The sequence below is a fragment of the Deltaproteobacteria bacterium genome, from assembly GCA_016208165.1.
In the GTDB taxonomy this organism is placed as follows: domain Bacteria; phylum Desulfobacterota; class Desulfarculia; order JACQYL01; family JACQYL01; genus JACQYL01.
In genome coordinates this window covers 7,228-32,736 of the sequence record JACQYL010000026.1, presented here as the reverse complement: position 1 = coordinate 32,736, position 25,509 = coordinate 7,228, and the positions used below count along the sequence as shown (strand labels likewise).

The 25,509-nt window shown below is 56.1% G+C and carries 24 protein-coding genes, 1 tRNA gene and 1 pseudogene (1 of these 26 only partly in view); 8 read left to right on the top strand and 18 right to left on the bottom strand.

Going from position 1 to position 25,509, the window contains the following annotated elements; genetic code table 11:
• The first annotated feature begins 86 nt into the window (after window positions 1–86).
• From gspD to HY788_05385, 3 genes are all read left to right on the top strand, one after another.
• The gene (gspD, locus tag HY788_05395) at window positions 87–2,339 is read left to right on the top strand and encodes a type II secretion system secretin GspD (GenBank protein ID MBI4773605.1); all 2,253 of its coding nucleotides are present in this window, start codon (window positions 87–89) and stop codon (window positions 2,337–2,339) included.
• A 35-nt stretch (window positions 2,340–2,374) separates the two neighbouring features.
• On the top strand, window positions 2,375–2,818 hold the full coding sequence (locus tag HY788_05390; GenBank protein MBI4773604.1) for a nucleoside deaminase: 444 nt from the start codon (window positions 2,375–2,377) through the stop codon (window positions 2,816–2,818).
• Window positions 2,819–2,866: 48 nt separating this feature from the next.
• Window positions 2,867–2,962 (top strand) — tRNA-Ser (locus HY788_05385).
• A gap of 133 nt (window positions 2,963–3,095) precedes the next feature.
• Here HY788_05385 and HY788_05380 read toward each other — a convergent pair.
• From HY788_05380 to HY788_05350, 7 genes are all read right to left on the bottom strand, one after another.
• Window positions 3,096–4,154: an Ig-like domain-containing protein gene (locus tag HY788_05380; protein ID MBI4773603.1), complete on the bottom strand. Its 1,059-nt coding sequence runs from the start codon at window positions 4,152–4,154 to the stop codon at window positions 3,096–3,098.
• 115 nt (window positions 4,155–4,269) lie between these two features.
• Window positions 4,270–4,953 (bottom strand): hypothetical protein, encoded by a 684-nt coding sequence (locus tag HY788_05375; protein ID MBI4773602.1) that lies wholly within the window; start codon window positions 4,951–4,953, stop codon window positions 4,270–4,272.
• Between the two features lie 139 nt (window positions 4,954–5,092).
• The gene (locus HY788_05370; protein MBI4773601.1) at window positions 5,093–6,703 is read right to left on the bottom strand and encodes a tail fiber domain-containing protein; all 1,611 of its coding nucleotides are present in this window, start codon (window positions 6,701–6,703) and stop codon (window positions 5,093–5,095) included.
• 84 nt (window positions 6,704–6,787) lie between these two features.
• Window positions 6,788–7,918 carry a carotenoid 1,2-hydratase gene (locus tag HY788_05365; GenBank protein ID MBI4773600.1) on the bottom strand — a complete coding sequence of 377 codons (1,131 nt, stop codon included), beginning with the start codon at window positions 7,916–7,918 and terminating at the stop codon, window positions 6,788–6,790.
• On the bottom strand, window positions 7,911–10,055 hold the full coding sequence (locus HY788_05360) for an FtsX-like permease family protein (GenBank protein ID MBI4773599.1): 2,145 nt from the start codon (window positions 10,053–10,055) through the stop codon (window positions 7,911–7,913). The genes HY788_05365 and HY788_05360 overlap by 8 nt, the downstream gene beginning before the upstream one ends.
• The gene (locus HY788_05355) at window positions 10,055–10,345 is read right to left on the bottom strand and encodes a hypothetical protein (GenBank protein MBI4773598.1); all 291 of its coding nucleotides are present in this window, start codon (window positions 10,343–10,345) and stop codon (window positions 10,055–10,057) included. Before HY788_05355 ends, HY788_05360 begins: the two co-directional genes overlap by 1 nt.
• A gap of 14 nt (window positions 10,346–10,359) precedes the next feature.
• The gene (locus HY788_05350) at window positions 10,360–11,052 is read right to left on the bottom strand and encodes an ABC transporter ATP-binding protein (protein ID MBI4773597.1); all 693 of its coding nucleotides are present in this window, start codon (window positions 11,050–11,052) and stop codon (window positions 10,360–10,362) included.
• 345 nt (window positions 11,053–11,397) lie between these two features.
• Between HY788_05350 and HY788_05345 the strand changes: the two genes are divergently transcribed.
• The 3 genes from HY788_05345 to HY788_05335 all read left to right on the top strand — a co-directional run bounded on the left by HY788_05345 (window position 11,398) and on the right by HY788_05335 (window position 14,531).
• Window positions 11,398–12,675: a radical SAM protein gene (locus HY788_05345; GenBank protein MBI4773596.1), complete on the top strand. Its 1,278-nt coding sequence runs from the start codon at window positions 11,398–11,400 to the stop codon at window positions 12,673–12,675.
• Window positions 12,676–12,829: 154 nt separating this feature from the next.
• Window positions 12,830–14,197, top strand: coding sequence for a radical SAM protein (locus HY788_05340; protein ID MBI4773595.1), 1,368 nt, complete (start codon window positions 12,830–12,832; stop codon window positions 14,195–14,197).
• Window positions 14,198–14,201: 4 nt separating this feature from the next.
• The gene (locus tag HY788_05335) at window positions 14,202–14,531 is read left to right on the top strand and encodes a hypothetical protein (protein ID MBI4773594.1); all 330 of its coding nucleotides are present in this window, start codon (window positions 14,202–14,204) and stop codon (window positions 14,529–14,531) included.
• Between the two features lie 147 nt (window positions 14,532–14,678).
• On the opposite strand, the gene HY788_05330 is transcribed toward HY788_05335, so the two are convergent.
• Window positions 14,679–15,062: a pyridoxamine 5'-phosphate oxidase family protein gene (locus HY788_05330; protein ID MBI4773593.1), complete on the bottom strand. Its 384-nt coding sequence runs from the start codon at window positions 15,060–15,062 to the stop codon at window positions 14,679–14,681.
• A 452-nt stretch (window positions 15,063–15,514) separates the two neighbouring features.
• Between HY788_05330 and HY788_05325 the strand changes: the two genes are divergently transcribed.
• Window positions 15,515–16,075, top strand: a complete 561-nt coding sequence (locus tag HY788_05325; protein MBI4773592.1) for a periplasmic heavy metal sensor — start codon at window positions 15,515–15,517, stop codon at window positions 16,073–16,075.
• Window positions 16,076–16,476: 401 nt separating this feature from the next.
• Here the strand turns inward: HY788_05325 and HY788_05320 are convergent, their stop codons facing one another.
• The 7 genes from HY788_05320 to HY788_05290 all read right to left on the bottom strand — a co-directional run bounded on the left by HY788_05320 (window position 16,477) and on the right by HY788_05290 (window position 23,456).
• On the bottom strand, window positions 16,477–16,992 hold the full coding sequence (locus tag HY788_05320; GenBank protein ID MBI4773591.1) for a purine-binding chemotaxis protein CheW: 516 nt from the start codon (window positions 16,990–16,992) through the stop codon (window positions 16,477–16,479).
• 250 nt (window positions 16,993–17,242) lie between these two features.
• Window positions 17,243–18,385, bottom strand: coding sequence for a DNA polymerase IV (locus HY788_05315; protein MBI4773590.1), 1,143 nt, complete (start codon window positions 18,383–18,385; stop codon window positions 17,243–17,245).
• A gap of 152 nt (window positions 18,386–18,537) precedes the next feature.
• Window positions 18,538–20,124 (bottom strand): type IV-A pilus assembly ATPase PilB, encoded by a 1,587-nt coding sequence (gene pilB / locus HY788_05310; protein MBI4773589.1) that lies wholly within the window; start codon window positions 20,122–20,124, stop codon window positions 18,538–18,540.
• A 7-nt stretch (window positions 20,125–20,131) separates the two neighbouring features.
• Window positions 20,132–20,554 (bottom strand): hypothetical protein, encoded by a 423-nt coding sequence (locus HY788_05305; protein ID MBI4773588.1) that lies wholly within the window; start codon window positions 20,552–20,554, stop codon window positions 20,132–20,134.
• A complete protein-coding gene (locus tag HY788_05300; GenBank protein ID MBI4773587.1) occupies window positions 20,541–21,704 on the bottom strand; it encodes a PilT/PilU family type 4a pilus ATPase in 1,164 nt (387 codons plus the stop codon). The genes HY788_05305 and HY788_05300 overlap by 14 nt, the downstream gene beginning before the upstream one ends.
• 3 nt (window positions 21,705–21,707) lie before the next feature.
• Window positions 21,708–22,790, bottom strand: a complete 1,083-nt coding sequence (locus tag HY788_05295) for a type IV pilus twitching motility protein PilT (protein ID MBI4773586.1) — start codon at window positions 22,788–22,790, stop codon at window positions 21,708–21,710.
• 36 nt (window positions 22,791–22,826) lie between these two features.
• Window positions 22,827–23,456, bottom strand: coding sequence for a hypothetical protein (locus HY788_05290; protein ID MBI4773585.1), 630 nt, complete (start codon window positions 23,454–23,456; stop codon window positions 22,827–22,829).
• 345 nt (window positions 23,457–23,801) lie between these two features.
• Between HY788_05290 and HY788_05285 the strand changes: the two genes are divergently transcribed.
• Window positions 23,802–24,113, top strand: a complete 312-nt coding sequence (locus HY788_05285; GenBank protein MBI4773584.1) for an HNH endonuclease — start codon at window positions 23,802–23,804, stop codon at window positions 24,111–24,113.
• A 45-nt stretch (window positions 24,114–24,158) separates the two neighbouring features.
• Here HY788_05285 and HY788_05280 read toward each other — a convergent pair whose 3' ends face one another.
• The 3 genes and pseudogenes from HY788_05280 to HY788_05270 form a co-directional block, all read right to left on the bottom strand.
• Entirely contained in the window at window positions 24,159–24,452 is a 294-nt protein-coding gene (locus HY788_05280; GenBank protein MBI4773583.1) for a transcriptional regulator, read from the bottom strand.
• A gap of 154 nt (window positions 24,453–24,606) precedes the next feature.
• A complete protein-coding gene (locus HY788_05275; protein MBI4773582.1) occupies window positions 24,607–25,068 on the bottom strand; it encodes a transcriptional repressor in 462 nt (153 codons plus the stop codon).
• Between the two features lie 149 nt (window positions 25,069–25,217).
• A pseudogene (locus tag HY788_05270) lies at window positions 25,218–25,509 on the bottom strand (metal ABC transporter permease) (it continues 439 nt past the right edge of the window).

Genomic DNA, 25,509 nt, shown 5'->3' with positions numbered 1-25,509 from the left:
AACCCGGGATGTTCGAAGCCGGGATGAATATGTCTTTGCATGAGAGCCATTAGAAGGGATTTCACTGTTTGAAATTGAGGTACTGTATGAAAAGGCTGGGCATCATTCTATTGGCGGTGTGCCTCATTGCTGCATGCTCATCGCCTCGAGGCAGAGAGAAGGCAGAGCCATCGGCGCCCGAACCTGGTTCGGATCGCGTTCGAGTGACTCAGAGAACGTTCAAGGATGTGAGTCCAACGAAGTCGGAATCCCCCAAAGACGTTACGAAGCCGTCCGTGCGGGAACTCGAACTTGAAACGGACGAGTCCGCTGCCTCGTCCGTCAAGACTCAAAAAGAGGCGCTCTCCAAACTCATCGCCGCCGCGTCGCCCGAGAAGCCCGCCCAACCTCAGGTTCCGGCCCAAAAGCCTCAAGAACCTTCCCCGAACAAACGGCCGACCGAATCCGACAATGTACCGGATGTGGTGCTGAACTTTGAAGGCGCCGATTTATATGAAGTTCTTCAAGTGTTCGCAGAAGTCCTCGAGTTTACCTACACCGTGGATCCGAGAGTGCGGGGGAAAGTCACCATACACACAAAGCACCGGCTCAATCGCAAACAATTGGAAGCGATTTTTCACAAGGTGCTGGAACTGAACGGCGTGGCCGCGATAGGCGGCAACGGCTTCTATGAGATTATCCCCCTCGGCGAAGCCATCCGGAGGGGCGAGATCGTCTCTCCCGAACTGAGGACCATCAAAGGTCTGGGACCCGACAAAAACGTGGTCGAAATCGTGCCCTGCAAGTATGTCAGCGCAACCGAACTGTCCAAGATGGTAAAACCCTTCGTGAGTGAGGGAGGAGCCGTATATGAATATCCGTTGTTGAACATGCTCATCGTAGCGGACGATCCGGACAGCGTCCTGCGCGTCCGTAGCATCATCGAAGCGCTGGACGTGAATACGTTCGAGGACGTCCACTTTCGGCTGTTCACTCTCGACAACGCCAGCGTCGAGGATGTGGGAGACGATCTCAAATCGGCCCTCGAATCCATCAAACTCTCGGAACGGATCGGCAAACATTTGGTGTTCAGTTTCACCCCTATTCCAAGAATCAATTCCGTTCTGGTGGTTAGCTCCATGCCCGAGCTCTTCGACAAGGTGGAACTGCTCATCCGGGCGCTGGACAGCGAAGCCAGCGAAAATGAAGAGCGAGTGTTCGTGTACCGCGTCCAAAACTCCAAAGCAGAGGACATTGTCAACGTTTTGGAAGCCGTATACGGAGAGGGGAAACAGGAATCCAAGAAGGAAAAAACGACTACGAAGGGGACAACCCCCAAAGTCAAAGGACAGCAGCCTGCACGGACACCGGCGCCGGCCAAGCAATCCGGCTCGGCAGGCGAGGTGGCGGCCGTGGTGGCGGGCGAGGTCAAATTCGTATTTGACGAGATCAACAATTCGATCCTCGTTCGTGGCACTCCCAGGGACTACCGCGCCATTCTGAAAACCATCCGCGAGTTGGACGTGTATCCGCGCCAGGTGCTCATCGAAGTCCTGATCGCTGAAATTACTCTAGATGACTCCACGGCCATGGGCTTCGAATGGACCAAACTCGGCGCCCAGGGTCCGGGATCCCAGATCGGTTGGACCAGCGGACTGACCGGTTCCAGCCCCCCAATCACAACAGGACTGGTTTACACGGTCAACTATGTGAATTCGTTTGTGAGCGCCTTACGCGCCTTTGCTTCCGAAAACAAGGTCAACGTGCTCTCCTCGCCGCATATCATCGCTTCCAACAATCAGGAAGCCAAAATCGACGTGAGCCGGGAGGTGCCCATCGTAACGAGTTCGACCACCACCACGGCGGCCACCACCACGGCAACCGGCGGAACCACGACACGCGACCAGAGCATCGAATATCGGGATACGGGTATTATCCTTACGGTGACCCCATACATCAACGACCAGGGACTGGTGAAATTGGAGGTCAACCAGGAAGTGAGCAACGTGGACACCACCACTGTTGTGGAAGGAATCAATTCCCCGGTGTTTTTTAAACGGGTGGCAACCACCACCCTGACGGTGCAGGACGGTCAATCGGTGCTCATCGGTGGTCTGATCAGCCAGACGAAGTCGAGAAACCGTTCCGGCGTGCCCGGCCTGAGCAGGCTTCCGCTGATCGGGTGGCTTTTCGGCTACTACGAGGATTCGGCCAACAAGACAGAGCTCATGCTGCTGCTGACGCCCAGGGTCATCGAACATATCGAGGAGGCGGATCTGGTTACCGCCGAATTCCGGCAAAAAGTGCAGTCGCTGCGCCTGTCCATAGACCGAACCCTGGAAAGAGAAGGGCTGGAATAGAAGCCATACTATCCGTGCCCGGCCATTCGCATTACATGAACCTGGCCTTGGAGCAGGCCCGAAAGGCGGCTGCAAAAGGAGAAGTACCCGTTGGATCGGTCGTCGTATCGGAGACCGGTTCCATTCTTGGAACCGGTCACAACGAACCTTTAGCCGGCCACGACCCGACGGCGCACGCCGAAATCCGGGCTCTTCGGCGGGCGGCCCTCTCCCGCCGCAATTACCGGTTGCTTGATTCCACGATTTATGTCACCATGGAACCATGCATCATGTGTGTCGGCGCTTTGCTCTGCGCAAGGGTCAAGCGCCTGGTTTTCGGAGCCCGCGATCACCGATTCGGCGCGGTCGAGTCCATGCACCGGCTGCTGTACGATCGCCGTCTGAACCACGAAGTGGAGGTGATCGAAGGCATTCTGGAAGCCGAATGCGCGGACCTGTTGACCTCTTTTTTCCATGATAAAAGATCACCTCGCACCTGAGAGGTCGCGGACAACAGGTATACTCCTTTCTTTTCGCTACACCTTCGCGGAGAGGTACCGAAGTGGCCGTAACGGGGGCGACTCGAAATCGTCTTGTCTCGTGAATAGCGAGGCACGTGGGTTCGAATCCCACCCTCTCCGCCAGTTTCTTATTCCCGGTCCGGCGTCGTCAATTCCCATCCGAGCCTGCGCGCAGAGGAATATCAGGGTGCGCGGCGCGCACCCTATTATTTGATTTGCTGAAAATGAGGGACGGATCTTACAGGAAGTCCGATCCTTACTGCCCGCCGCCGGCGATACTGAACGACCAGGTGTAGGACCAGGGGGCGAAATGCGTGGACGAGTAGTTGCCGCGCACCCGCCAGTAGAGCGTTGAACTCGATGACCGGTTAAAGGATAAAGACGTGCCCGACACGTCCTGGTCCACCAGGAGGGGAGATACGAAGGCTGAATTATTGGCGACCTGGATGCGATACCCCACAACGTCGTCCACGGGATTCCACGTCATTTGGATGGGCAGGCTCAGGCCGGACGCGCCGTTGGAAGGAGAAATGGGTTGGACCTGATTGGCCATGGGTCCGACGGTATTGTTTACCGTAACCGTAATGGTATCGATGACCTTCTTCAGCCCTGCCGTATCGTAGCATGTGGCCGTGATGGTTACGGGTCCCTTCGGTGAGGTGGTCGATTCCCACATATACAAGAACGAACCCGTCAGCACATTGAACATCGTATCCACTTCCGGCCCGTCACCGATCCGGAGCGTCACCCGCTGGAGAACGACGTCGTGGGAAGTTCTTCCGCTCACCGTGGTCAGGCCGATCACCGTGGAACCATCGGGAGGGGCAAGGATGGAGCCCGTGGCCGGATTTCCGTTCGTGCCGTCGTCTCCCGGATCTTCATCGCCCGGATCTTCATCGCCCGGATCTTCATCGCCGGGGTCTTCGCCATCCGGGTTGTCGCCGCCCGAGTCATCTTCCAAAGCCGGCGCCGCCGCGTTTCGGACCAGAGTAAATATGGCCGGCTTTTCCCCTTCAAACGTCAAAACGGCGTAAGCCTTATCGTCGCCCTCGAAATAGATCTTCAGCGTGTGCGGGTTCCCGGCCACATCACGATCCGCCTCGAATCGGCCTTCAAATCGCGTGTCCAGAAATCCCCAGAACGAGCCGAAGTCCGCCGACAGCATCACCAGCATGGAGCCTCCCGCATAGGTCTGAATGTACCAGCTATACGGAGTGGGCCCGTTCTCGCTTTTCCACAATCCGCCGGGATCGGCCAGAACCGACCCACCGGCGAGGAACATCAGAATGACGAGGAGAAGACTCGCTCTTTTCATAGGCTTGTTTTCTTCAATTGCCGATTTTGAATTCTCTTCGCGATGCGCAGGGCTTGTCAAAAGCCCCCATATCGGTTGCCTTCAATCAGCCGCTTTTCTCCGCCGCGGTCGCTGGTCATGAACTCGAAACGTGGAACCGCCGGATCTCGGACCAGGGGCTGTACGATCCGCCGCCAAGGTCGGCCCGAACGCGCCAGTAAAAGTCAAATCCAGCGGTGGCATGTGTGAGCGAGATGCTTGTCCCCGTGCTCGTCCAGTCTCCATTATCGTCCGAAATCACGTTGGTGCAGCTGTTGTCCGTACAGATCTGGACAATGTAGCCCTCCGCTCCTGTAACGGCCGTCCAGGTCATGCTATAAGGGGATGCGGATGTCGGAACGGCAATCGTCTCGCCGTCCGCGGGGGAAATCAGTGTGGGAGCATCGCCACTATCACCGGTCGAAGGCGCTTGCGCGTTACGGGACAGGTTGTACGTGGCAGGCAGTTGACCGGTGAGCGTCATGTTGGCCAGGGCGCTGCCGTCGCTCGTAAAGGTGATCGACAGGCTGTTGGGTGCTCCGCTCAGGTCCTGGCTTGCGCTGAACCCGTTGGTGTAGTTGTCGTCCGCGTCCAGGAACACCCAAAACGTCTCCGTGTTCGGCGCCACGATAACCAGCATGGCGTTTCCCACGTAGGTCTGCATATAGAAACTGTAGGCCGGCGCGCCGGTGATATTCTTCCAGATGCCGTCGGGAACAGCCCACGCGTTTCCTACGATCAGCATCAGGCCGACGAAGACCATCGCCAACCTTTTCATCATGGTCATCTCCTTTGTACATTCACCGATGAAGAGAAAACGGTATAAAGTCCCTCCTGCGTGTTGAACTCGCGGGATATCCGCCGCTCGTTCCTCGATTCCTCGCGACGGCCGTCCTCGCGATCCGTTCCCATATCGTTTACTATCTAGCTGTTTTTGTCTCCCCTGTCAATAGAAGTTTCAGTGCGTCGCGCAATTCGGCATTGGCCTTTTCCAATTCCTCGATGCGGGCGCTCTGGACCTCGAGCTTCCGGTTCATCTCCTGAATGGCGGCGAACGCCACGCCGTTGGCGTCCAGCGGGAAGATGGTCGTATCGTCGCCCAGGCCGAAAGCCGCGTGAAAATCCTGGGCCATTGGCCCCATGTGCAGGGTCTTGCCGGTATCCTTCTTGTAGTTCCATGTGCTGACGGGAAGCTCCGCCACTTTGGCCAGCACGTCCTCGGCCGCCACGTTCCCGAAGTTCTCCTTCAGGTTCCGGTCGCTGGCCGGGTTTGCCACATAAAAACTCCAGGTGGCGGACCAGGGACCGAAGGAACCCCCGCCCAGATTGGCGCGCACCCGCCAATAGAGGGTAAATCCCATTGCAGCTGACGTATCCAGGTCCATTCCATCATACGGCCATGACTGGTTGTTCAGCAGGATACCGCCTGAATATGACACTTCCACGTGATACCCGCCGACGGCCGCTGCCAGGGGCGACCAGGTCATGGGAACCGAGAAGCCCACCGTGGATCCGTCCGCGGGAGTATACAACGCAACCGTGGTTCCGGCTCCTCCGCCACCGCCTCCGCCGCCACCTCCACCGAGGTTGTACGACCAGATGGACGACCAGCCGCTGAACCCGCCTCCGGACAGGTTGGCGCGCACCCGCCACCACCATTGACCCGTGCCGCTAATGACCCTGTGCAAAGTATCGACACTGACGCCCTCATCGAAAATGACTGTGAACGCGTTGTCCGCGGCGATCTGAACCGTGTAGCTGACGGCTCCCGTTACGGCCGTCCACTCGAGATCAAACGGGGCGGTTACGGATGCTCCGTTGGCCGGGTACACCAGGGTGGGAGTCCCGCTTGGAGGCGGAGAGACATTATTTACCGTGACCGAGATATTGCCGATCACCGTGCTCAGGCCTTCGGTGTCGTAGGCCGTGACCATGATCGAGTAAGCGCCGTTGGACACCGAAGTCGTGAACCACGTGTAGGAAAAGGCTCCGGTCCCGGTGTTCAGACTCGCATTGACCTCCGCGGCCCCCCCGATGCGGATTCCCACCCGGTTCAGACCCACGTCGTCCGAAGCAGTGCCCGATATGGATATGGACCCGGACACGGTCTGGCCGTTGGTCGGCGAAGCAAGGCTGCCCGTCGGAGGATTGCCGCCGCCCCCACCGCCGGAGGCCGGCGCCTGGGCGTTCCGGGCCAGGGTGTAGGAGGAGGGCATTTGGCCGACCAGCGTCATGTTGGCCAGCGCGCTGTTGTCGCTCGTAAAGGTAATCGACAGACTGTTGGCCCCCCCGCCCAGGTCCTGGCCGGCGTTGAACCCGTTCGTGTAGTCGCCGTCAGCGTCCTGAAACACCCAGAACACGTCCGTGCTCGGCGCCACAATGACCAGCATGTCGTCCCCGGCGTACGTTTGTACATAGAAACTGTACGCCGGCGTGCCGGTCGTGTTCTTCCAGATGCCGTCCGGCACAGCCCATGCGGTTCCGGCCAGGAGGACGAAGCCCAGGAAAAGAATCGCGAGCCGTTTTTTCATGGCAATCTCCTTTATATCGTAAGCCGATGTGAAAAAGGTTGTCACTAAACGTTACGTGCTTCTATCGTCGGGCGTCCGCCCGGCTCAAGGCTCCTGCCCCAAACCCATTTTCATCGCACCGGCGTACCCGGTCATTTCCGCGTAGCCGCTCCCCTTAACGGCCTGTTCCTGAAACCGGCCGACGGCGGTCACACTTCCTTCCCAATAGGTAACGCCCGTACTCCGAGTCGTGATGAGTTCCTGGTCCGAAAATGCCGCCTTAATTTTCAGGTCGATGCCGTAATCCGGAATCCTGATCCTCCACGACACCGGATACCTGCCCCCGCTTTTGTCGCTGCGCCAGAAGGATTCGGGCGTGATCTCGAAGCCGCTTCGCTTCAAAACGGTCCATGAACCGTCCGGGTGCACCAGCGTGCCTGCGCCAAAGGCAACCTTGGAGCTATCTCTATACCTTAATAAGTATAGCATAATTTCAATGTTGTTATCGAGCTGAATACTGAACCAGTCCCACCCTTCCTGATTCCGAGGATTCAAAAGCCGGCTCGTAAACTCGTGATCCATCCAGGAGAGCCCGTTCACCTGGAACGTCCGCCCTCCGATCCGCAGAGTCCCGGCGGTTTCCAACCGGGTGAAGGAATAGTAGTACGACGCTTCCTCCGGGCTTTCCCCTTTGGGAGAGTATCCCCCGTCGCCGTGGAGCACCACGCCCTTTAACGGTTTCAGCCTCAGATCGATGGCATGATCGCCCTCTCCCGCGCGAAGGATCCACTCGGGCCCCCATCTCCATTCCCAGGAACCGTTGTGCACCGACCGGGTTTCCGGATCCGCCCCGGCCCTGCCCAAAGCGGCGCGACGGATGCTCTCCGCGTAGAAAAAGGTTTTGTTTTCGATGTCCGATATGGCGAAATGGGCCGGATAGAGGTCTTTGGGAGCCCAAGCGGAAGGATTGGACATGACGGCCGGCTCGTTGAATCCGAACCGGAAGAAGGTCAGTTCGAATCCGAACTTCCTTCCGCCGCTGTTGACGTTGCCGGTGAAGTACCACCACTCGATGCGGTAGTTCTCATGGGAAAAGTGATCCTTCGGAAATTCGAATGCATAGCCGGGTGTCACCGCCGAGAATTCCCGTGCGTAGGCCGGAGCCCCGGCAACCGTCAACAGGACCAGAAGCGTGACCGCCATGCCCGTGAAACGTCGACGAACCATCTTATTCATACCGGAACGCTTCTCTGAGGTTCGTGCGGGCCGCCCATCCGGCGGGGAATACACCGGCCAGCAGCGTCGTTACGAACACGAGGAGCGTGGCCCACGCCAAAGAGGCCAGCGGCGTCTGAAATTGTATGCTCCATCCGAAGGACTGCTTGTTGATGACGTAGATGAGCACCAGGGCCAGCATCAGTCCGTTCGCCAGCCCGAACAGACAACCGATTCCTCCGATCACTCCCGCCTCGATGAGCACCATTTTCCGGATTTGGGATCGAACAAAGCCCATGCATCTGAGTATACCGATTTCTCGCTGTCTTTCCAAGATGGCCGCGGAAAACGTGTTCACAATGGCCAGAACGGCGACCACAATGGCGATGATCTGCAGAGCGTAGGTAATGGCGAAGGTCTGGTCGAAAGCCTCCATGATGTACTCCTTGAGCTGCCGCTGCAACACGATGACCAGATCGTAACGGTCCGCCGGTCCTTTTTCGAGGCGTTCCCTCACCCGCGCTCTTGCGCCGGGATCGTCCACGTACACGTAGATGCCGGTCAACTCGTCCCGCGGGTAGTACCGTTCGAACAGGGGCCGGTGAAGGTACGCCATTCCCCTGTCAAACTGGTAATTGTAGAACACGCCCGCAACACGAAATCCCGCGGGACCCGATGGCGTGATGAGCGTCATGGTGTCCCCTGCGCGCAATCCGTTGCGCGCGGCCAGGGCCTCTGATATCAGAATGCCGCCCCGGATCGCGTTTTCATAGATTTCGGCGGGATCGCCTGTCAGAAACCGGATCTGATCGTATGTACGGTATATGTTCAGATTTGCGCTCATAAGAACGATGCCGCGATCCCCATAAGGCTGATTTACCAGACTGTATCCTTCGACCGCACTGACGCCCTCGATGCCTGCAATCTCGCCGGTCAATCGCTTCGGCAGAGGAACGGGAACGCCCCGTTCCAGCCGGTGTCGATCCGCCACATAGTACTGGAACCGGACCACCTGGTCGATGAGGCCGGCCAGCGAAGTACGGAAGCTGTGAATCATAAAAACAAAACTTACCGTCATGCCTAAACTCACCATGATGGCGCAAAGGATTACCGAGGATCGCCCCAGGTTCCGCAGCAGGTTTTTATGCGCCAGAAAACCTTCAGCCCCCCAAAAACGGGTTATGGTCGTATGTATCAGCTCGCTCAGGGGCGCCGCCAGAAAAGGCGTAATCAATGCCATGCCGAACATAATGGTCATGGTGGCCAGATAGCCGAAGAGCGGGATTCCCCAGACCGGCTTTTGAAGGGCCAGCGCCACCGAAATCCCCAAGAGCAGAATGCCCGGGAGGAACAGCTTCCGGTGAGTCTCCCCGAAGCGGATTTCGTAGGACCCCATTTTGAGGGTTTCCGCCTGACTCGTACGGGCGGCCTCGAGGGCGGGAACCAGCGACGAAAGGAAAGCCGCCACGAGCCCCATAATCATGCCCATGAGCATGATGCGGGGAGACAACCGCACCTGGGAGGCGTCCACCTGCGCATACAACATGTTGACGGTGGTCGCCATGGAATCCACGGTAAGATAGGACAGCAGGTAACCAAGCCAGATGCCTGCGAAACCTCCGGCCGTTCCATAGAACAGGCTTTCGGCGGTGAAAATCCAGAAGATCCCTTTACGCGTGACCCCCAGCGCTCGAAGGATACCGATCTGCCTTCGCTTCCGGATGGAGGAGATGAAGATGGTGTTGTAGATCAGGAACATGCCGACCAGCAGGGAGATCAGACTGAGGGCGGTGATGTTGAGCTGAAACGAGGACACCAGACCCATCATGAGCATTCCGCTGGTCTCGGGAGAAAAAGCGGTCACCCGGGGAGGCAACACCCGGTTAAGCTCCCGCTCGGCTTCGAGCCGGTCCACGCCTGGTCGAAGCGTCACGTCCAAGCGATCCAGGCGACCCAACTTGCCGAAGAGAAGCTGAGCCCAGGCAATGTCCACAACGCCAAAGGAGTTCGCGCCGGGGGCCCGAGAAGGGCTGGGCGTCAATCCTTTGATGACGAAATCCACGATCCGGTCCTGATACTGAACCCGTACGTTCATGCCGAGGCTCCATCCGTTTTCCAGGGCAAACGCCTCGTTCAAAATCAGGCTTTGAGGATCCATCAAGAGATTCGGGCGACCATGGGGTTTGCCTCGACACGTCGAAGGATCTCTTCATCGAAACTGAACTGGCCGGCCGCCACTTGCAGGTCGGGTGTCCCGGAAACGTAGCCACTGGTCTGCCGAAAGCTCTGCTTGATGGTGTCGTGGGCCGTCTCTACAGCGACAAAGATCCCTATGCCGAGAGCGATGCCCGTTATGGTTAGGATGTATTTCAGCTTGTTTGCGGAGAAGTCGCCAAGAATTACGAACCGTAGCAGGTTCTTGAAGGCATTGAAGCGGGTCCCCTTCATTGCGACTGTATTCCTCACAGCACCATGCCGTCTCGCATTCGGACCACCCGGTCCGCCGAGGAAACCACCTGCTCCTGGTGGGTCACCAAAATAATCGTTAGACGGCTCTCGGAACAGACACGCTCGAAAAGACGCATGACCTCCCGACTGTTTTCCGAATCCAGATTGCCCGTCGGTTCGTCCGCCAGCAGGAGTTCGGGACCCCTCACCAGGCTGCGCGCTATGGCGACGCGCTGTTGCTGCCCGCCGGACAGCTGACTGGGCAGGTGTCGTTCCCATGGGGCCAGGCCGACGAAATCGAGCAGCTCTCGAGCTTTCTCGTCGGCCTCTCCGATCGGCGCGCCCACCATGTACAACGGCAACGCGGCGTTCTCGAGAGCGGTGAGGTGCGGCAACAGATTGAAGAACTGGAATACCATGCCGATGCGGTCCCTTCGCAGTAATGTGATTTCCTCATCGCTCATACTCGAAAAATCCCGACCGTCGAGCAGGATCCGGCCGCTGGTGGGGTCATCCAGTCCTCCGATCAGGTTGAGAAGCGTGGATTTTCCGCAGCCGCTGGGCCCCATGATTCCCAGGAATTGACCGCGGTCCAGTTCCAGGGTCACTTCTTGAACAGCACGCTGTTCCACTTGACCGCTTCTATAGATTTTGGTTACATTTTCAAGTAAAAGAAACGAGGAACTCACGGCTCGGGACGCTCCCATCAAAGGTGTATGGCAACTGAAATGTATCAGAGCCGTACCGGCTTTTCAAATGCATCGTTTTGGGATCAAGCTGAGGAATGCCGCCGAAAGCGTTTCCGATTCTCCGGCTTGCCTTTTGCCTGGCTAAGACCACCGCGATTTCGTACACTGGGCGCCGCACCTGACCGTGTCGGTCGCCCGGGGCCGTTCGCTGTCAGGCCGCGGACAGCGGGTACGACGTCGGCTTCGATAAGAAAGAGACCATAGGGCGCCGGAGCCCAACCGTTCCGGCGCTCCCGGAACCGGTCCCGCGACATACCCGAGCTCTCGTGCGACTCTCATTTACACGTAAAGGAACTACTATAGATGCCAACTTCAATCGCGAGCAAACGCTCACCGGATCGGGAGTCCCATGAAGCCCTCGGCTCTTCGATCCCGGACCTTTCGACTCATCCGATCTCTCCGCCATCCGACGAGATCGATGAAAAGATGGAACGAAAGCTTACTGCTATTGTCGAACGACCCTTCCGGGAAGATCTGAAACTAGGCACCTCGTATTTTGTGTGGCGGGTGCTACAATCGTTGTTCTCGCCGGACGAGCTGAGATATTATAAATACCGGGGACTCATCAACCTGGCTTTGAACGCCCTCACCAGCGTCCCCAGGTTTCCCAGGGAATCCTGGAACGCTTTCCTGTGGCAGGTCGTGGGGCTCCGTAAGCGAGTGGAGATCTCTCAACTCCTTCGCCTGGACTACTTTCTTCACGTGGGATGGACGATCCAGATCAGTTGCAGTTACCGATGCAAAATCTGCCCGCAGAAGTCCTACTTCAAGAAGAACGTGGAAACGATCTTACCCTTCAAACTCGCGGACAAGTACCTGACCGAGATCGCCCGCTTCGGGTACCCCCTCATCGGTTCTTATGTGGGCGAACCGCTCATGTGGCCCTACTTCCTGGACATGGTGAAAAAACACAAACATCTGTTTTTTGTCAGCGGAACCAATGGACAGTTCGTGCCCGACCATATCGAAGAGATCTCAAAGGTGCACAATCTGTTGTTGTTTGTCACCATTGAAGGAGGTCCGGATACCATGGCCCACATGCGGCGGCCGGGCGCTTACGACATTGCCGAAAGGGCCATCCGCCTGCTCAAGAAGCACAAGAAGCCGTTTGGGGTCATTGTTCCGGTCAGTGGAGCCAATTTCGACGAGGTCATGGATATGAAGTTCATCAAACGGCAAGTGTACGACCGGGGCGCCACTTTCTACTGCTACTCCCCCTACATCGGCTTCGACGACCGCTACTCTCTGAATGACCGACAGGAAAAGGCCGTGGGAAAACAGATCTGTGAATTTCAAAGCACGTTACAGGGGGCCCGCTCCGTGTGCCTGGACTACATGAGGGGATTCAACAGCACAAACCTGGGCAATTTTTATGACTTCAAGCAGCATTGCATGGAAATCGACCCCACCGGAGACATTCATCTGATCGCGAACCAGCAGCAGTTCCGTTTGGGGAACATCGGCGAGGAGACCTTGGTTCGCATGCTGTCCAAAAAGCGGACCCTGGAGTGGATCAAGTCCAATGTACCCAGAGATCATCTGGGCATGAACAAGTTGACCCTGGGCCATTGGCTTCAATAACACCTTTTTCCCACAAAGCGGGCCAACAGGCCCAATTGTGCAATTCTTTCACGGCGTAATCGAAAGAAATCGTGAGAGATCGCGGATCCGGCCCGGCCGGACCGGAGGCCGCGCCGGATCCGTGAGCGCCCGATAGAACAAGGAATCTCAAACCATGTGGACACTCGTCCGTAATTATGTATTGTATTACTCTCATCTGTTCTACCTGAACCTGCCCTCCCGCGTGCAGAAGCGCTGGGGTCGCGCCTTGTCGGAATTCCTTCCCGGCGGCTACGGTCAAGGCCTGAAGCTCTGGACCGACGCTCTCGCTGAAGATCACGACATCCCTCTCCTCATTTTTCTGCGGCGTTTCATCAAGCAGGTTCACCCGAACCCCTTCGGCACGTTCGTGTGGAACGTGCTTCGTATCTGGCTTATTGAAGGACGCCGGTTGAGGGTCCGGATGCACCGGAAGAAGATCCATTATCCGGCCCTATTGCAGCTCAGTCTCACCACCCGCTGCAACTATCGCTGCAAAGGGTGCTATGCGGAAGGCTGGACCAAGAACGAGGAACTGGATTTTGAATGCATCAAACGGCTGCTGGCGGAAGGCAAGAAATACGGGTGCACCTACTATACGCTGCTCGGAGGGGAGCCGTTTATTTATCCGCATATCATCGATATCTTTTACGAGCATCCGGACCGGTATTTCCAGGTCTACACCAACGGCAGCCTGATCACGGATGAAAAGGCCCGCCATCTCAAGCATGCGGGGAACGTCCAGGTCATGATCAGCCTGGAAGGACTGCAACAGGAGACCGACTGGCGACGCGGTCAAGGCGCCTATCGCAACGCCCTTCAAGCCATGGCGCGGCTTCGGCGCGAGGGTGTCCCTTTTGGGGTGGGCGTCACGGTCACACCCAAGAATATCGACGTGGTCTGTTCGGATACGTTCGTGAAGGAGATGATCCGGAACGGCGTCCTGTACATGTGGTACTTCTGGTTCCAACCCTATGGGGATTTCGCCAACGTGGACCTCATGCTGGATGGGGATCAGAGGTACGGACTGTGGCGCCGTATTAACGAAATTCGCCGGGAATACCCGGTCCTGGCCGCGGACATGTTCAACGATTATGCTGTGGTGGGATGCCTGGCTTCCTCGGGCGTATCCCTCAACGTGACACCCTCGGGCATGGTGGAACCGTGCGCTCAGATGCACTTCAGCGCGGGCAACATCAACGAGGATTCCCTTCTCCACATCGTCGGAACGTCGCCGTTTTTCGAGGGTGTATTCGACTTCTATCGGCGGGGCGACAAGCGCTGTCTCGTGCAGGATTGCGGCAAAAAGCTGGCCGATGTGATCGTGCGCACCGGGGCGCGGGACGATACGGGAGGAAGAGACCTGAAGGCCCTATATCACGTGGCGGACTGCAGGCAAGGGATGCGGTTATATACCAGGGAAGAGATGGACGACTTCCCGGACCCGTTCCTGCCGTTCAAACAGTGGTTTTTTGATTGTCTTAAACCTTTGGACAGGCGGTAAAGCCATGCGACGCACTACACCGCTTCGTATGCACGTTCAGCTTACAAACTGGGACGGCAGGCGCACGGCCGGCTATTTCTTCGTATATCTCGCGGCCCTGATCGCGGTGACCGTGTTTCTTACTCCCGAACTCATCGACGACGCTTCTTACGGGTACCTGCAGATAGGAGCGGCGGCCCTGCTGACCTGGTTCACCCGAAGGCGGGCTCTCCGTGTTCGGACCGGACCCCGTAGCGCCAAGGGGTACGGCGACTCTCTTTCTCGGAAAGGCCGTTTACGAACCCCGGAATCCGGGTCGATCGGAAAGGACCCCGACGGTCCTACTTTGCATTGATCGGATGAGCCTTTGGAGACTGGTCCGTTACGGCTCCCCCCGGACCAGGACCGGCTCGCTTGTTTTCGACGATCCGGACCGCTGTTGGTGCGGCTTACAACCCCACCGGTTCAGCAAGTGCGAAATTCCGGCGGAAGCATCGATCGATCAGGATTCGGTCCCCACGGCAGGCAGAATTTTATCCACCTTGAAGCGCACCAGAAAGACGGGACCCGAATCGGTTTCCCTGTCCGAGAGGTAAGATCTTCTGCGCAAAGACTCGATGAACGCCGTATCCTGTTCCTCTCCCGTTTTCGTCAGGTAAAACCGCTTACCCCGATAACCGGGTCCCTCTTCCACAAAAAGAAACGCCGCACTGGGATTGGCCATCACATTGCTGTGGGATAAACGATCACGCATGATGAAAGCCAGGGTCCCATCCTCCATTACATGAGGTCTGGCGAAGACGGCGACGTCCACTTTTCCCTCCGCATCCGCGGTGGCCAGGACGCCGGTGCCTTCTGCCGAATCGAAATATTCCTTCAAGTCCATACCTTCACCTCCAGCAGTCTGTTTCTGACCGATCCGAACCATGCCTGTCCATTACCACGAACCTCCAACGAATACAACAGCAGGCGGAAAAGGCGCTGGGTCACGGCGCATGCCGAATGCGGTCCAGCCTCAGTCAGCAGGGGACAACGAGCCATGTCCTTCCTTCATTCGGGCCGACCGCAGGCTCTCTTCATCCGGAAAAGCATGGCTTGCCCCCATATGCGAAAAAAAGATTCGATCCAGCCCTCCCACTGCATAAAATTTATGCATCCGGGATATCGATTCCTGCATTTTCAAACGCTGAATATTCTGAGGTAAACCTTTTTTAGCACTAAAATCAGATAATTACTCAATACTTGCCTCCGTTTGCCTCGCTTGGCACAAACCTTGAATATCTGTAATGCCAAACACAATTGAAAACGGAAAAAAACCATACAAACAAGGAGGACAACATGAAAAAACTTATGATGATCGGCTTGGTTGTGGCAGTGGTAGGCGCCACCAGCATCATGGCCTTCTCTTGGGGGCCCGGCTTCAATCGGGGTGGCGGTGGAGCTTACGGACCCGGCGCCTGTTGGGCGAATTCCGACCGGCAATCCCTCACCGAAGAGCAGGAAGCCAAGCTGGATGCGCTGGACAAGCAACACTTCGACGAAACCCGGAAGCTCCGAAGAGAACTCTGGACCAAGCGAGACAAACTGGATGAACTCATGAGCGGTGACAATCCGGACCGCAACCAAGTCATGAGTCTGCAGAAAGAGATGGCTCAGTTGAGGGACCAGCTCCAGGAAAAAAACTTGGACTACGCCCTGGAAGCCAAGAAGATTGCACCGGACTTGGATAAGCTGGAAGCCGACAACGCTCCCGGACGCGGCCGGCGCGGATACGGTCCCATGATGAGAGGCGGTTACGGCATGGGCGGTTACGGCATGGGCGGCTACGGCATGGGCGGTTACGGCATGGGCGGCTACGGCATGGGTCAGGGAGGCGGACCCGGATATTGCTGGAGATAAGCATTCCCTGCGCGAGGCCTTTCCTCGCTCGCACAAAGTTCCAACAGATGCAAACCGAGCCGATGGGTTGGAGAGCAGATCCTCCCGTCGGTTCTTCACGAGCAGCTCAAACGCCCTCCTCTGCTGCTTTGACAATGATTACCGCACTCGGCGCGCCACCGATTCAACTCTTATTGCGGTGGCGCGCCGGACTCCGATCAGGGGTACATGGCTGTTCTCGGGCCCAAAAGGCTCATGCGTGAGCGCCGGATTCTTCCGTTCTTCCCGTTGAATACCGCCGGTTCGGGAGGAAGCACTCCCTCGAGTTCAAGCTCCTTCGTCCTTGAGGCCCGGTGCATCGGCCCGTACGGAGCCATCCGATCCTGATAACGGTTCTTCTCGAATCCGATCGGGAGATCCGATCACGCCATCCTCATGAGCGTTTCGGTTTCAGAAGCAGCCAGCACTCTGTCGATGTCCAACAAAATGATCACGCTTTTGTCGACCTTCGCCATACCCAGGATGTATTCCGTGTCCAGCGCGGAACCGAAGGACGGCGGCGGCTCGATCTGTTCTCCTTTGAGATTGACCACCTCGGAGACCGAATCCACTACGATGCCTACTTGAAGCGAACGGCCCTTCATGTCCGCCACCTCAACCACGATAATACAGGTACGCGCATCGTACTCTTTCGCTTTCATTCCAAATTTCAGACGGAGATCGATGACCGGAATTACTTTACCCCTGAGATTGATCACCCCTTTGACAAACGCCGGTGTCTTGGGCACGTAAGTGATGTCCATCATTCCGATGATTTCTTTGATCTTCAGGATCTCCAGTCCATACTCTTCACTGGACAGTGTAAAGGTAAGATACTTCCCTTCCCTGCCGGTTTTGGTGTCCGCAATCTGTTCAGCGACACCCATTTGTTTAGACATGTGTCCTCCTCATGTTTCCGACCCCGCGCTCGATTACCCCTTCTCTCGGAAAAAACGCAGACTCGGCGAAGGTTTATTAATCGCCCCTTAAAGCGACCGCATGGCCTACAGGCTTGAACGTTCCCGACGATCAAGGCCGGAGTGTCGTCGCCCCGGATGTCGATCCTCGTATCGCGTTGCTTTTTCAGCAGATCCGATGAGCTCCCCATCCTCCGCCGGCACTCGAGTCCTCGCGGAGATCCGCCGGCATTCACGTAAGATCCAGTGTGCTGGCCCTTCGGATGATCCCGTTCCCATAACGATGTCTCAAATCATCCACGGCTTCTTCCAGATCGTGTCCGCGTTCTTCTCGTTCTTCGAACTTCTCCCAGAAAGGAGGATCTTGTTCTGAAAGAAAATTGGTCACACCGACACCCGTGAGACGGATGTTTCCGCCCAACGGTTTCTGGTCCAGCAATGAAACCGCCGCGTCATAGATCACGTTCGTCTCGTCCGTATAGCAGCTCAGCGATTGTCGTCTCGTTTGCATCGTGAAATTCGAGCGCTTCAGCTTCAGGGTCACCGTGCGACCTTTGAGGCCTATTCTCCTGAGCCGCTGGGCCACGCGGTCGGATTGCCCAAGCAACCATTTCTTGAGCACATCACGGTCCGCCAAATCATAGGCGAACGTGTTTTCAGCACTGACGGATTTTGCGCGGTGAGAGGGGACTACTTCGGACGTGTCCACGCCCGCCGCCATGCGCAATAGATCTTCCCCGTATCGGCCAAATGCGGCAACCAGGTTTTTCTCCGGTATTTTCAGCAAGTCTCCGGCCCGGGAAACTCCCATGTTCCTCATTCGTTCCAGGCCTTTCTTGCCTACGCCGGGCATCTTTTCGATAGCAAGGGATAAGATGAAGGCCTCGGTTTCCGCTTCAGATAGTACGGTCAGTCCGTCGGGCTTGTTCAAGTCCGAGGCTATCTTGGCCAGAAATTTCAGCGGGGCGATCCCCACGGAACAGGTGACGCCGGCTGCTTGCTTCACCCGTCGTTTGGTTTCACGGGCCGCATCCAGCGGTGTTTTCCACACCCGATCCATTCCCGTCATGTCGACGTAAGCTTCATCGATGGAAACCTGTTCCACTAGAGGTGAAATGGTTCCGACGGCCGCCATCACGCGAAGCGAAACCTCCCGGTATCGATCCATACGCACGGGAAGAAAGATTCCGTTCGGGCAGTTCTTCCGCGCCAGAAACACGGGCATTGCCGAACGGACGCCGTACGCTCGCGCCTCGTATGAAGCAGCGCAGACGACCCCTCTGTGACTGCCACCGACGATGACGGGCCGTCCTTTGAGCTCCGGCCGGTCCGCTTGCTCCACGGCTGCGTAAAACGCATCCATGTCTATATGCATGATGACCCGACCCTGCACGCCGCTTCTCTCATTCGCCGGAGTCAGAGAGGCGTTTCGCACGCTTGCGTCCCGTCGGGGCCTCTCTTTATCCGTTCGATGTCTTTGGTGATTGCTCGGCAAACGCAGTCGCGTTGACGGCCTTCCCTCGAATCTTACTGCACTTCGGCGGTGACCCTAACGACCTCGTCCACGCTCGTGAGACCTTCCTTTATCCGGGCGATGCCGCTTTCCCGTAATGTTCTGAGGCCCTGCCTCCTCGCCACGTCCCTGATTTCGTCGGTGGAGGCGCCTTTAGATATCAGTTCGATCAAACCACCGCGAACGGGCATGATCTCGAACAGGGCCATTCTTCCTTTGTATCCGGAGTCGTTGCACTTGGGACATCCTGCGCCGCGATACAGGGTGATCCCGCTCAATTCTTCCTCTCTGAATCCCATATTCTTCAGATAAGCCTGATTGTACTCCGTCGGCTGTTTGCATTCCTGACAGACCTTTCTTACAAGGCGCTGGCTCATTACTAAATTCACGGACGACGCAATCAGATAAGGTTCGATTTCCATATCGATCAGTCGGGTGATGGTCGATGGAGAGTCATTGGTATGGAGCGTGGTGAGGACCAGATGGCCGGTAAGGGCCGCTTTGACACCGATTTCAGCGGTCTCCCGGTCCCGCATTTCACCGACCATGATCACGTCCGGGTCCTGTCGCAAGAAAGAACGGAGCACTCGGGCGAAATTAAGCCCGATTTTTTCGTAGGTCTGGAACTGATTGACCCCGTCAATATTGTACTCGACCGGATCCTCCACCGTCATGATGTTGATGCCTTCGTGGCTGATATGATTCAGGGCCGCGTACAAAGTAGTGGATTTTCCGCTTCCGGTGGGACCGGTGACCAGCAACATTCCCCAAGGCATGGAAATGGCTCGGCCGAAATCGTCCATCTCCTGCTGGTTGAACCCCAGGGTCTCCATGTCCAAAGAGAGACTGGACTTGTCCAATAGACGGAGAACGACTTTTTCTCCGTAGAGGCCCGGCAGGGTGGATACGCGGAAATCGATTTCCCGTCCCTGAAACTTCACTTTCATGCGGCCGTCCTGAGGAAGCCTTCGCTCGGCTATGTTCAGACTGCTCATGATTTTCAGACGGCTCGTCACAGGAGCTTGCATCGACTTGGGTGGGGTCATGATCTGTTGGAGAACGCCGTCGATTCGCATTCGGATACGAAACGATTTCTCGTACGGTTCCAGATGAATGTCACTGGCGCCGCGCCGAATCGCCTCGGAAAGGAGGATATTGACCAGTTTTACGACAGGGGTTCCCTCGGCGGACTCGCGTAGCTTGCCGACGTCCAGCTCGTGCTCGGAGGTGTCGAGCGTTTCGGGTTCGAGGCCGTCGCCCATCAAGTCCATGTCTTCGACCATGTTATCGAAGGCATGTTCTTCCACGGACGAATAGTTTTTTTCGATGGCGATGCCTAACTCTTCCTCATCCGCCAGCACCGGGATGATCTGAAGACCTGTCAGGAACTCGAGATCGTTCAAGGTGCTGAGTTTGGAGGGGTCTTTCATGGCCAGCGTCAGCTCGCGATCCCGCCTGAACAGGGGAAGCACTTGATATCGCTTCGCCAACGTGTAGGGGATCAACCCCATGAGACTCGTATCCGGATCAATCTGGGAAAGGTCCACGCGAGGAAACGAGCAGAAGTCTTTAGACATTTCCGAGGCCTGCGTTTTCATCAAACTATGCTTATCCTATAATATTGTAAAATAAACGGTAAAACTGACGATGCTCTTTTTCGATCATCTGAAGATTGCCGGCCAATCGCTCGATGTCTGCATAGTTAATCAGCGCGTCCAGTCCCATCACGAATGCATTCAGACGATCATTGGTGGCGTACTTGGTTCCGATAAGCACAAAAAGCGTTTTCCGCCGCAATTGCATAGGGATGGTCAGCACATAGGCCAGAACACGTTTGTCCTTGTCTGCGACATCTTCATCCATGACCACCAGATCGTAGTTGATAAAGGCCATGAGCTTAAGCGCTTCATCCACGGTCAGCAACACGGCCGGCTCGTAGCCGGCGATGCGAACCTGTTGGACAATCTTTCTGGCCTTGGATTCATCCGTCACCACGATCAGGGATTTTTTGATCTCACTAGTATTTGCCATACTCCCGGTCCAGACTGAGGTCTTCTATGTCCGTGGTTTTTTCGCCACGGCTGCTCTTTACCTGGTCGATTTTCTGACGCATCACGGCTCGATGAACCGAATACGACAGCGCCGTCTGTTCCGTTATGAGTTTCTGGCGGAATGCTCGGAGCAAGTCCGTCTCGAATGTCTGCATCCCCAGTCCCTCGCCGTCCGTAATGATTTGATAGAACGTCCTATCCGTCGTTTCGCCGTTCATAACCAGCTCCTGTACTCGCAGGTTGTTTTGCATGATTTCGAAAACGGCGTGACGTCCGGCGCCGATTTTTGGCAACAGTCTCTGACTTACGACCCATCGCATGGAATCGGACAAACGCATGCGGATCTCGCGTTCTTCTTCCGGCTGAAACATACCGATGATACGATTGACCGTCTGTCCGGCATCGATGGTGTGGACGGTACTTAAGACAAGGTGCCCGGTTTCCGCCGCCCGGAGCGCGGACAACGCCGTTTCTTTGTCTCGTATTTCCCCGACGAGAATCACTTTTGGGGCCTGACGCAACGCCGCACGAAGACCGCTGGCGTACGTATCGAAATCCAGGCCGAGTTCCCTCTGGTCGATCGTCGCCTTCTTGTGACGGTGGTCGTATTCGATCGGATCCTCGAGCGTTATGATATGAATAGGCTTACGCTCGTTTATATGGTCGATAAGCGCCGCCAAAGAGGTGGATTTTCCGGTGCCCGTAGCGCCGGTGAACAAGACGATGCCCGTGCGTTCCTCCGCAATAGTCTGGAACACCTCCGGCAACTCGAGTTCCTCGATGGTGGGCACGCGGTTTTCCAGTTTGCGCATGACGATGGAGTACTGACCGCGTTGAGAAAAGATGTTCACTCTGAATCGAGCCTTGCGCGGAACTGCGTACGAGAGGTCACAGGAGCCGTATTGAAAAAGCGAATGCATAAGCCTGGCGCTGTTCTGCAACAGGTTCAATGCAATGCATTCGGTGTGAAAGGGATAAAGCTTTGCAATGAAGGGGTTGAGCTTGACCGGTCTCAGTTCGCCGAAAGCTTCCACTTGAGGCGGTCGGTCCACTACAAAAAATACGTCCGACACGCCTTTGTAGGACTCGATCATCTGCGTTAGCATATAATCCAGTTCAGCCCGTTGCACGACTTACACCTCTGTAAAATCTTCCGCCTCACCGTTAAACAGATGGCGAAATTTGGATTTCTCCACACACTTGTTGTACGCGTCCTTGGGGCTTACCCATCCCTTCTGCACCAGTTCCATGATCGCGTCGTCCAGACTGACCATGCCGTACTTCCTCCCGGTCTGAATGGAAGAAGGGATTTGAAACGTCTTGTTCTCCCGAACCAGATTGCGGACGGCGGGAGTGGCGATCATGATCTCGAGAGCCGCCACGCGCCCCTTCACATCGAGCCGCTTGAACAGCGTTTGGCAGACCACTCCGCGTATTGAATCCGCCAGCGTGGCTCTGACCTGAGGCTGCTGATGGTCCGGAAACACATTGATGACGCGGTCCACGGTTTTGGCGGCGCTGTTCGTGTGCAAGGTGGCGAACACCAGGTGTCCTGTCTCGGCTGCCTCCAATGCCAACGATATGGTTTCAAGATCCCGCATTTCTCCCACCAGAATAACGTCCGGGTCTTCACGCAACGCTCCCCGGAGGGCCGCCGAAAAATTCCTCGTATGCGTCTCGACCTCGCGTTGATTGATAATGCACTGTTTATGTGCATGAACAAACTCGATGGGATCTTCGATGGTTATGATATGATCTTTCCGATTACGATTGGCATAATCAATGACGGCGGCCAGAGTGGTGGATTTTCCACTGCCCGTGGGTCCTGTGACGAGAACGAGCCCCCTGGGCAGCATGGCCAATTTCTCGAGGATGAGAGGGAGACCCAGCTCCTTTATGGTCATGATCCGGCTGGGAATCTCCCGAAAAACGGCTCCTAAGCCGTTTCGCTGTTGAAAATAGTTCGCCCGGTACCGGGCCAGCCCCGGAATGGCGTAAGCAAAGTCAATGTCCCCCGTTTCTTCGAATTCCTTGACTTTGAGCTCCGGAGCGATTTCGTAGAGCATAACCTTCAATTCTTCGTTGTCGAAGACCTTATACCGGACGCGTTCCATCTCACCCCGAATTCTCAATACGGGCTGCGATCCGGAAGCCAGATGCAGGTCGGAAGCCCCCTGGTCATGCATCAGTTTAAAAAAGCCGTCAATCCGAGCCATCTCGTCTAGTCTCCGAGTTTCCGATGAATCGGCCGTTTACTTCCGTTTCACCCGTATCGGGCCAGCCATTTTTTCCATCAGCTTCTGTATTTGGTCTTGAAGGTTCCGATTCTCCAATTTGATCTTGTGACCGAACTGAAGCATGTCTTCGTAACGGATCTTATATTCCTCAGCCAACGAACGAAGGCGCGAGTTGTCCACTTTGAGCCGTGTAATTTGATTCTTGAGGGAATAGAGTTGATCCAGGCTGACCGTCATTTGTGGATTCGACTCGCCAACCTCGCCGTTCTGCAATTCGGTTTGCAGCGCGTCCCTTTCAGACTGCAAAACACGTATGTTGTGAGCGATGTCTTTTGCCTTGGCTTTGTCCTTGAGCGTTTCCAGCTCGCTCTGAAGAACGGTTATCTTGTTTTCCCTTGCCTCAATTTCTTTCTTTAGATTTTCAACGTAATCCTTATGGTATTTTTCAAAGGAGACTCTCATCCGGGTCTTGCTTTCTTCAACCTCCTGAATATCCTTGGTGAGCTTCCGAAGCTCGGCGTCTTTCTTCTGCAACTGCACCAAGGCTTCCCGGTTCCGCCTCTTGTGCATAACGAATGAAAGAGCCAGCACGCAAAGGCTCACCCCGAGTACGATGACCGGAACGATAACACCTGGCGAGAACACGGATCCGTTCCTTTCCTCGATTTTGACTCTGCCCCGGATCGGTCGGGAAGAACCTAAATCAATTAATGACGCCTACGGTTCAGGAGGAACCGGTTTCCTCGAATGCACGAAAAGTGCCAAGTCACTGCAATACTAACTGAAAAAGAGAACCTGAGTCAATCCCCTCCGTCAACGGTCTCGACAGGCCTAATCCCGCCCCGGTCTGCATCTGGTCTCTCTCAGGCTCGGATCGAGCCGTTGTTTTTCCTGGTTTGCATTAATTCACTCAACAAGCCCTTTCCTTCAGGAATCATTGGTATATAATCTCCAACTGTCGTTTACGAATTAAGCATCGGGAAGTTCGCCATGAAACTAAAGTCTTTTTTTGTATCCGAAGTTACGGAAGCGGACCTGAGGAGAGAACGCAGCAAAGCACGGGAGCTGCGTAGGAGCCAGTGGTGGAAGAATAAACGCGCCCGGGGAGTCTGTTACTTTTGCGGCGAGAGAGTTCCTCCGGCGGAACTGACGATGGAGCATGTGGTGCCTCTTGTTCGAGGAGGGAAAAGCATAAAAAGCAATCTGGTGCCCGCCTGCAAGTCCTGCAATACCAAAAAGAAATATTTGCTTCCCATCGAGTGGGAGGAATATCTGGATTCCATCAAGAAAACCGAATCCTGACCAAACCATCGGCGCAACCCATGGATTTGGGCTGCCGGGTCGTTCTTAGAGAATTCGAAACCGGGGAGGCGAGATTCTGCGACTTCGACACAAAGGGCATTTCCCCGGAACCGTGAATCTCGAACGCCTTTTGAACGTGAACCCACACTCCAGGCACTCGGCGGGAATGATTTCGAATTTATGCGAATGGCTCGCACTTCGGGCCACGTTGGGAAGGTGGGACAGGATTTCTTTCTCCGAAGCCCGCAAGAGCTGAGACAGGTCCCGGACCGTACAACTTTCCGTCAGAAGCACTTCCTGAATGCGTCGCCGCAAAGTAGACTCTTTCTCTTCGGTCATGGCTTTGTTCGTGTCCTCGCTCGTCTTCCGGACAGGTTCCTCCCCCTCGTTCCGAGCCCTCCTTCACTCCGGCCTGCGGCATAAACGAGCGTCAAGTCCAGCCGCGGTTCCCGACCATCGGAGAATCGGCCTCCAGCTCAGCGCGCCCCGGACCTCATGGCTTCGCATCCTTTTCCGCTCGCATCAAACAGGACCCGCAAATGCCGTCCAGCCGCACCTCAACGTTCTCCACCACAGCCGGAAACGTCTCCCGAAAGGATAGCAGGTCCGACTCCAGATTGTGCAAACTATCAGGGTCGAGACAGACCATATTGCCGCAACTGGTGCAGTAAAAATGCGGGTGGGAAGGATGGTTGCCGTTTTCCGCCGGCCCAAACCGGAACGACCGGTCCCCGGCGGACATCCGTGCAACGAGTTTGTGTTCCACGAATGTGTCCAATATTCTGTACAGTGTGACCCGGTTCATGAGGTGAGGCTGTTCGAGCATTTCGAAGATTTCTCGAGCCGTAAGGGGCTGCTCGCTGTTTCCTATGATGTTCAGCACCTGAAAGCGATTCGGCGTGACCGCCAGCCCCGACCTCTCCAATAAGCCTCCATAATCGCAACGATCGCACATCTACCTATCCTTTAGGACCGTCCGTATGTTCGTTCTATACGCCGGCGGTTGGCCGCTGCCGACAACGGGTTCGTCCGCACTTTCCCTGAAACGGGAATCTGTCGGACTCCAAGCAATACGGCGGGCGTCACGAGAATTGCGCCCTCGCCTCAGACCGAGCGCTTCAATCTAGAAAGCACATTCCCGCCGCCGACGATCACCACGAAAACCGAGGCCGCCACCAGGATAATCATCGCTCCGGACGTCAGATTGAACGCGTACGATAACCACAAGCCTGCAACCGTAAACAATGCGCTGAGTACCATCGATAACGCCATCATCGTTTTCAGGGACATGCAGAATCTCTCCGCAAGATACGGCGGAATGGTCAACAGGGCGATCACGAGAATAAGCCCCACCACCCGGATGATCATGACCACGGAAAGAGCCACCATGGCCAGA

Excerpts from the sequence above, each read along its gene's own strand:
- gspD (MBI4773605.1), top strand. The coding sequence starts at position 87 with ATGAAAAGGCTGGGCATCATTCTATTGGCGGTGTGCCTCATTGCTGCA.
- HY788_05390 (MBI4773604.1), top strand. The coding sequence starts at position 2,375 with ATGAACCTGGCCTTGGAGCAGGCCCGAAAGGCGGCTGCAAAAGGAGAA.
- HY788_05380 (MBI4773603.1), bottom strand. The coding sequence starts at position 4,154 with ATGAAAAGAGCGAGTCTTCTCCTCGTCATTCTGATGTTCCTCGCCGGT.
- HY788_05375 (MBI4773602.1), bottom strand. The coding sequence starts at position 4,953 with ATGATGAAAAGGTTGGCGATGGTCTTCGTCGGCCTGATGCTGATCGTA.
- HY788_05370 (MBI4773601.1), bottom strand. The coding sequence starts at position 6,703 with ATGAAAAAACGGCTCGCGATTCTTTTCCTGGGCTTCGTCCTCCTGGCC.
- HY788_05365 (MBI4773600.1), bottom strand. The coding sequence starts at position 7,918 with ATGAATAAGATGGTTCGTCGACGTTTCACGGGCATGGCGGTCACGCTT.
- HY788_05360 (MBI4773599.1), bottom strand. The coding sequence starts at position 10,055 with ATGGATCCTCAAAGCCTGATTTTGAACGAGGCGTTTGCCCTGGAAAAC.
- HY788_05355 (MBI4773598.1), bottom strand. The coding sequence starts at position 10,345 with ATGAAGGGGACCCGCTTCAATGCCTTCAAGAACCTGCTACGGTTCGTA.
- HY788_05350 (MBI4773597.1), bottom strand. The coding sequence starts at position 11,052 with ATGGGAGCGTCCCGAGCCGTGAGTTCCTCGTTTCTTTTACTTGAAAAT.
- HY788_05345 (MBI4773596.1), top strand. The coding sequence starts at position 11,398 with ATGCCAACTTCAATCGCGAGCAAACGCTCACCGGATCGGGAGTCCCAT.
- HY788_05340 (MBI4773595.1), top strand. The coding sequence starts at position 12,830 with ATGTGGACACTCGTCCGTAATTATGTATTGTATTACTCTCATCTGTTC.
- HY788_05335 (MBI4773594.1), top strand. The coding sequence starts at position 14,202 with ATGCGACGCACTACACCGCTTCGTATGCACGTTCAGCTTACAAACTGG.
- HY788_05330 (MBI4773593.1), bottom strand. The coding sequence starts at position 15,062 with ATGGACTTGAAGGAATATTTCGATTCGGCAGAAGGCACCGGCGTCCTG.
- HY788_05325 (MBI4773592.1), top strand. The coding sequence starts at position 15,515 with ATGAAAAAACTTATGATGATCGGCTTGGTTGTGGCAGTGGTAGGCGCC.
- HY788_05320 (MBI4773591.1), bottom strand. The coding sequence starts at position 16,992 with ATGTCTAAACAAATGGGTGTCGCTGAACAGATTGCGGACACCAAAACC.
- HY788_05315 (MBI4773590.1), bottom strand. The coding sequence starts at position 18,385 with ATGCATATAGACATGGATGCGTTTTACGCAGCCGTGGAGCAAGCGGAC.
- HY788_05305 (MBI4773588.1), bottom strand. The coding sequence starts at position 20,554 with ATGGCAAATACTAGTGAGATCAAAAAATCCCTGATCGTGGTGACGGAT.
- HY788_05295 (MBI4773586.1), bottom strand. The coding sequence starts at position 22,790 with ATGGCTCGGATTGACGGCTTTTTTAAACTGATGCATGACCAGGGGGCT.
- HY788_05285 (MBI4773584.1), top strand. The coding sequence starts at position 23,802 with ATGAAACTAAAGTCTTTTTTTGTATCCGAAGTTACGGAAGCGGACCTG.
- HY788_05280 (MBI4773583.1), bottom strand. The coding sequence starts at position 24,452 with ATGACCGAAGAGAAAGAGTCTACTTTGCGGCGACGCATTCAGGAAGTG.
- HY788_05275 (MBI4773582.1), bottom strand. The coding sequence starts at position 25,068 with ATGTGCGATCGTTGCGATTATGGAGGCTTATTGGAGAGGTCGGGGCTG.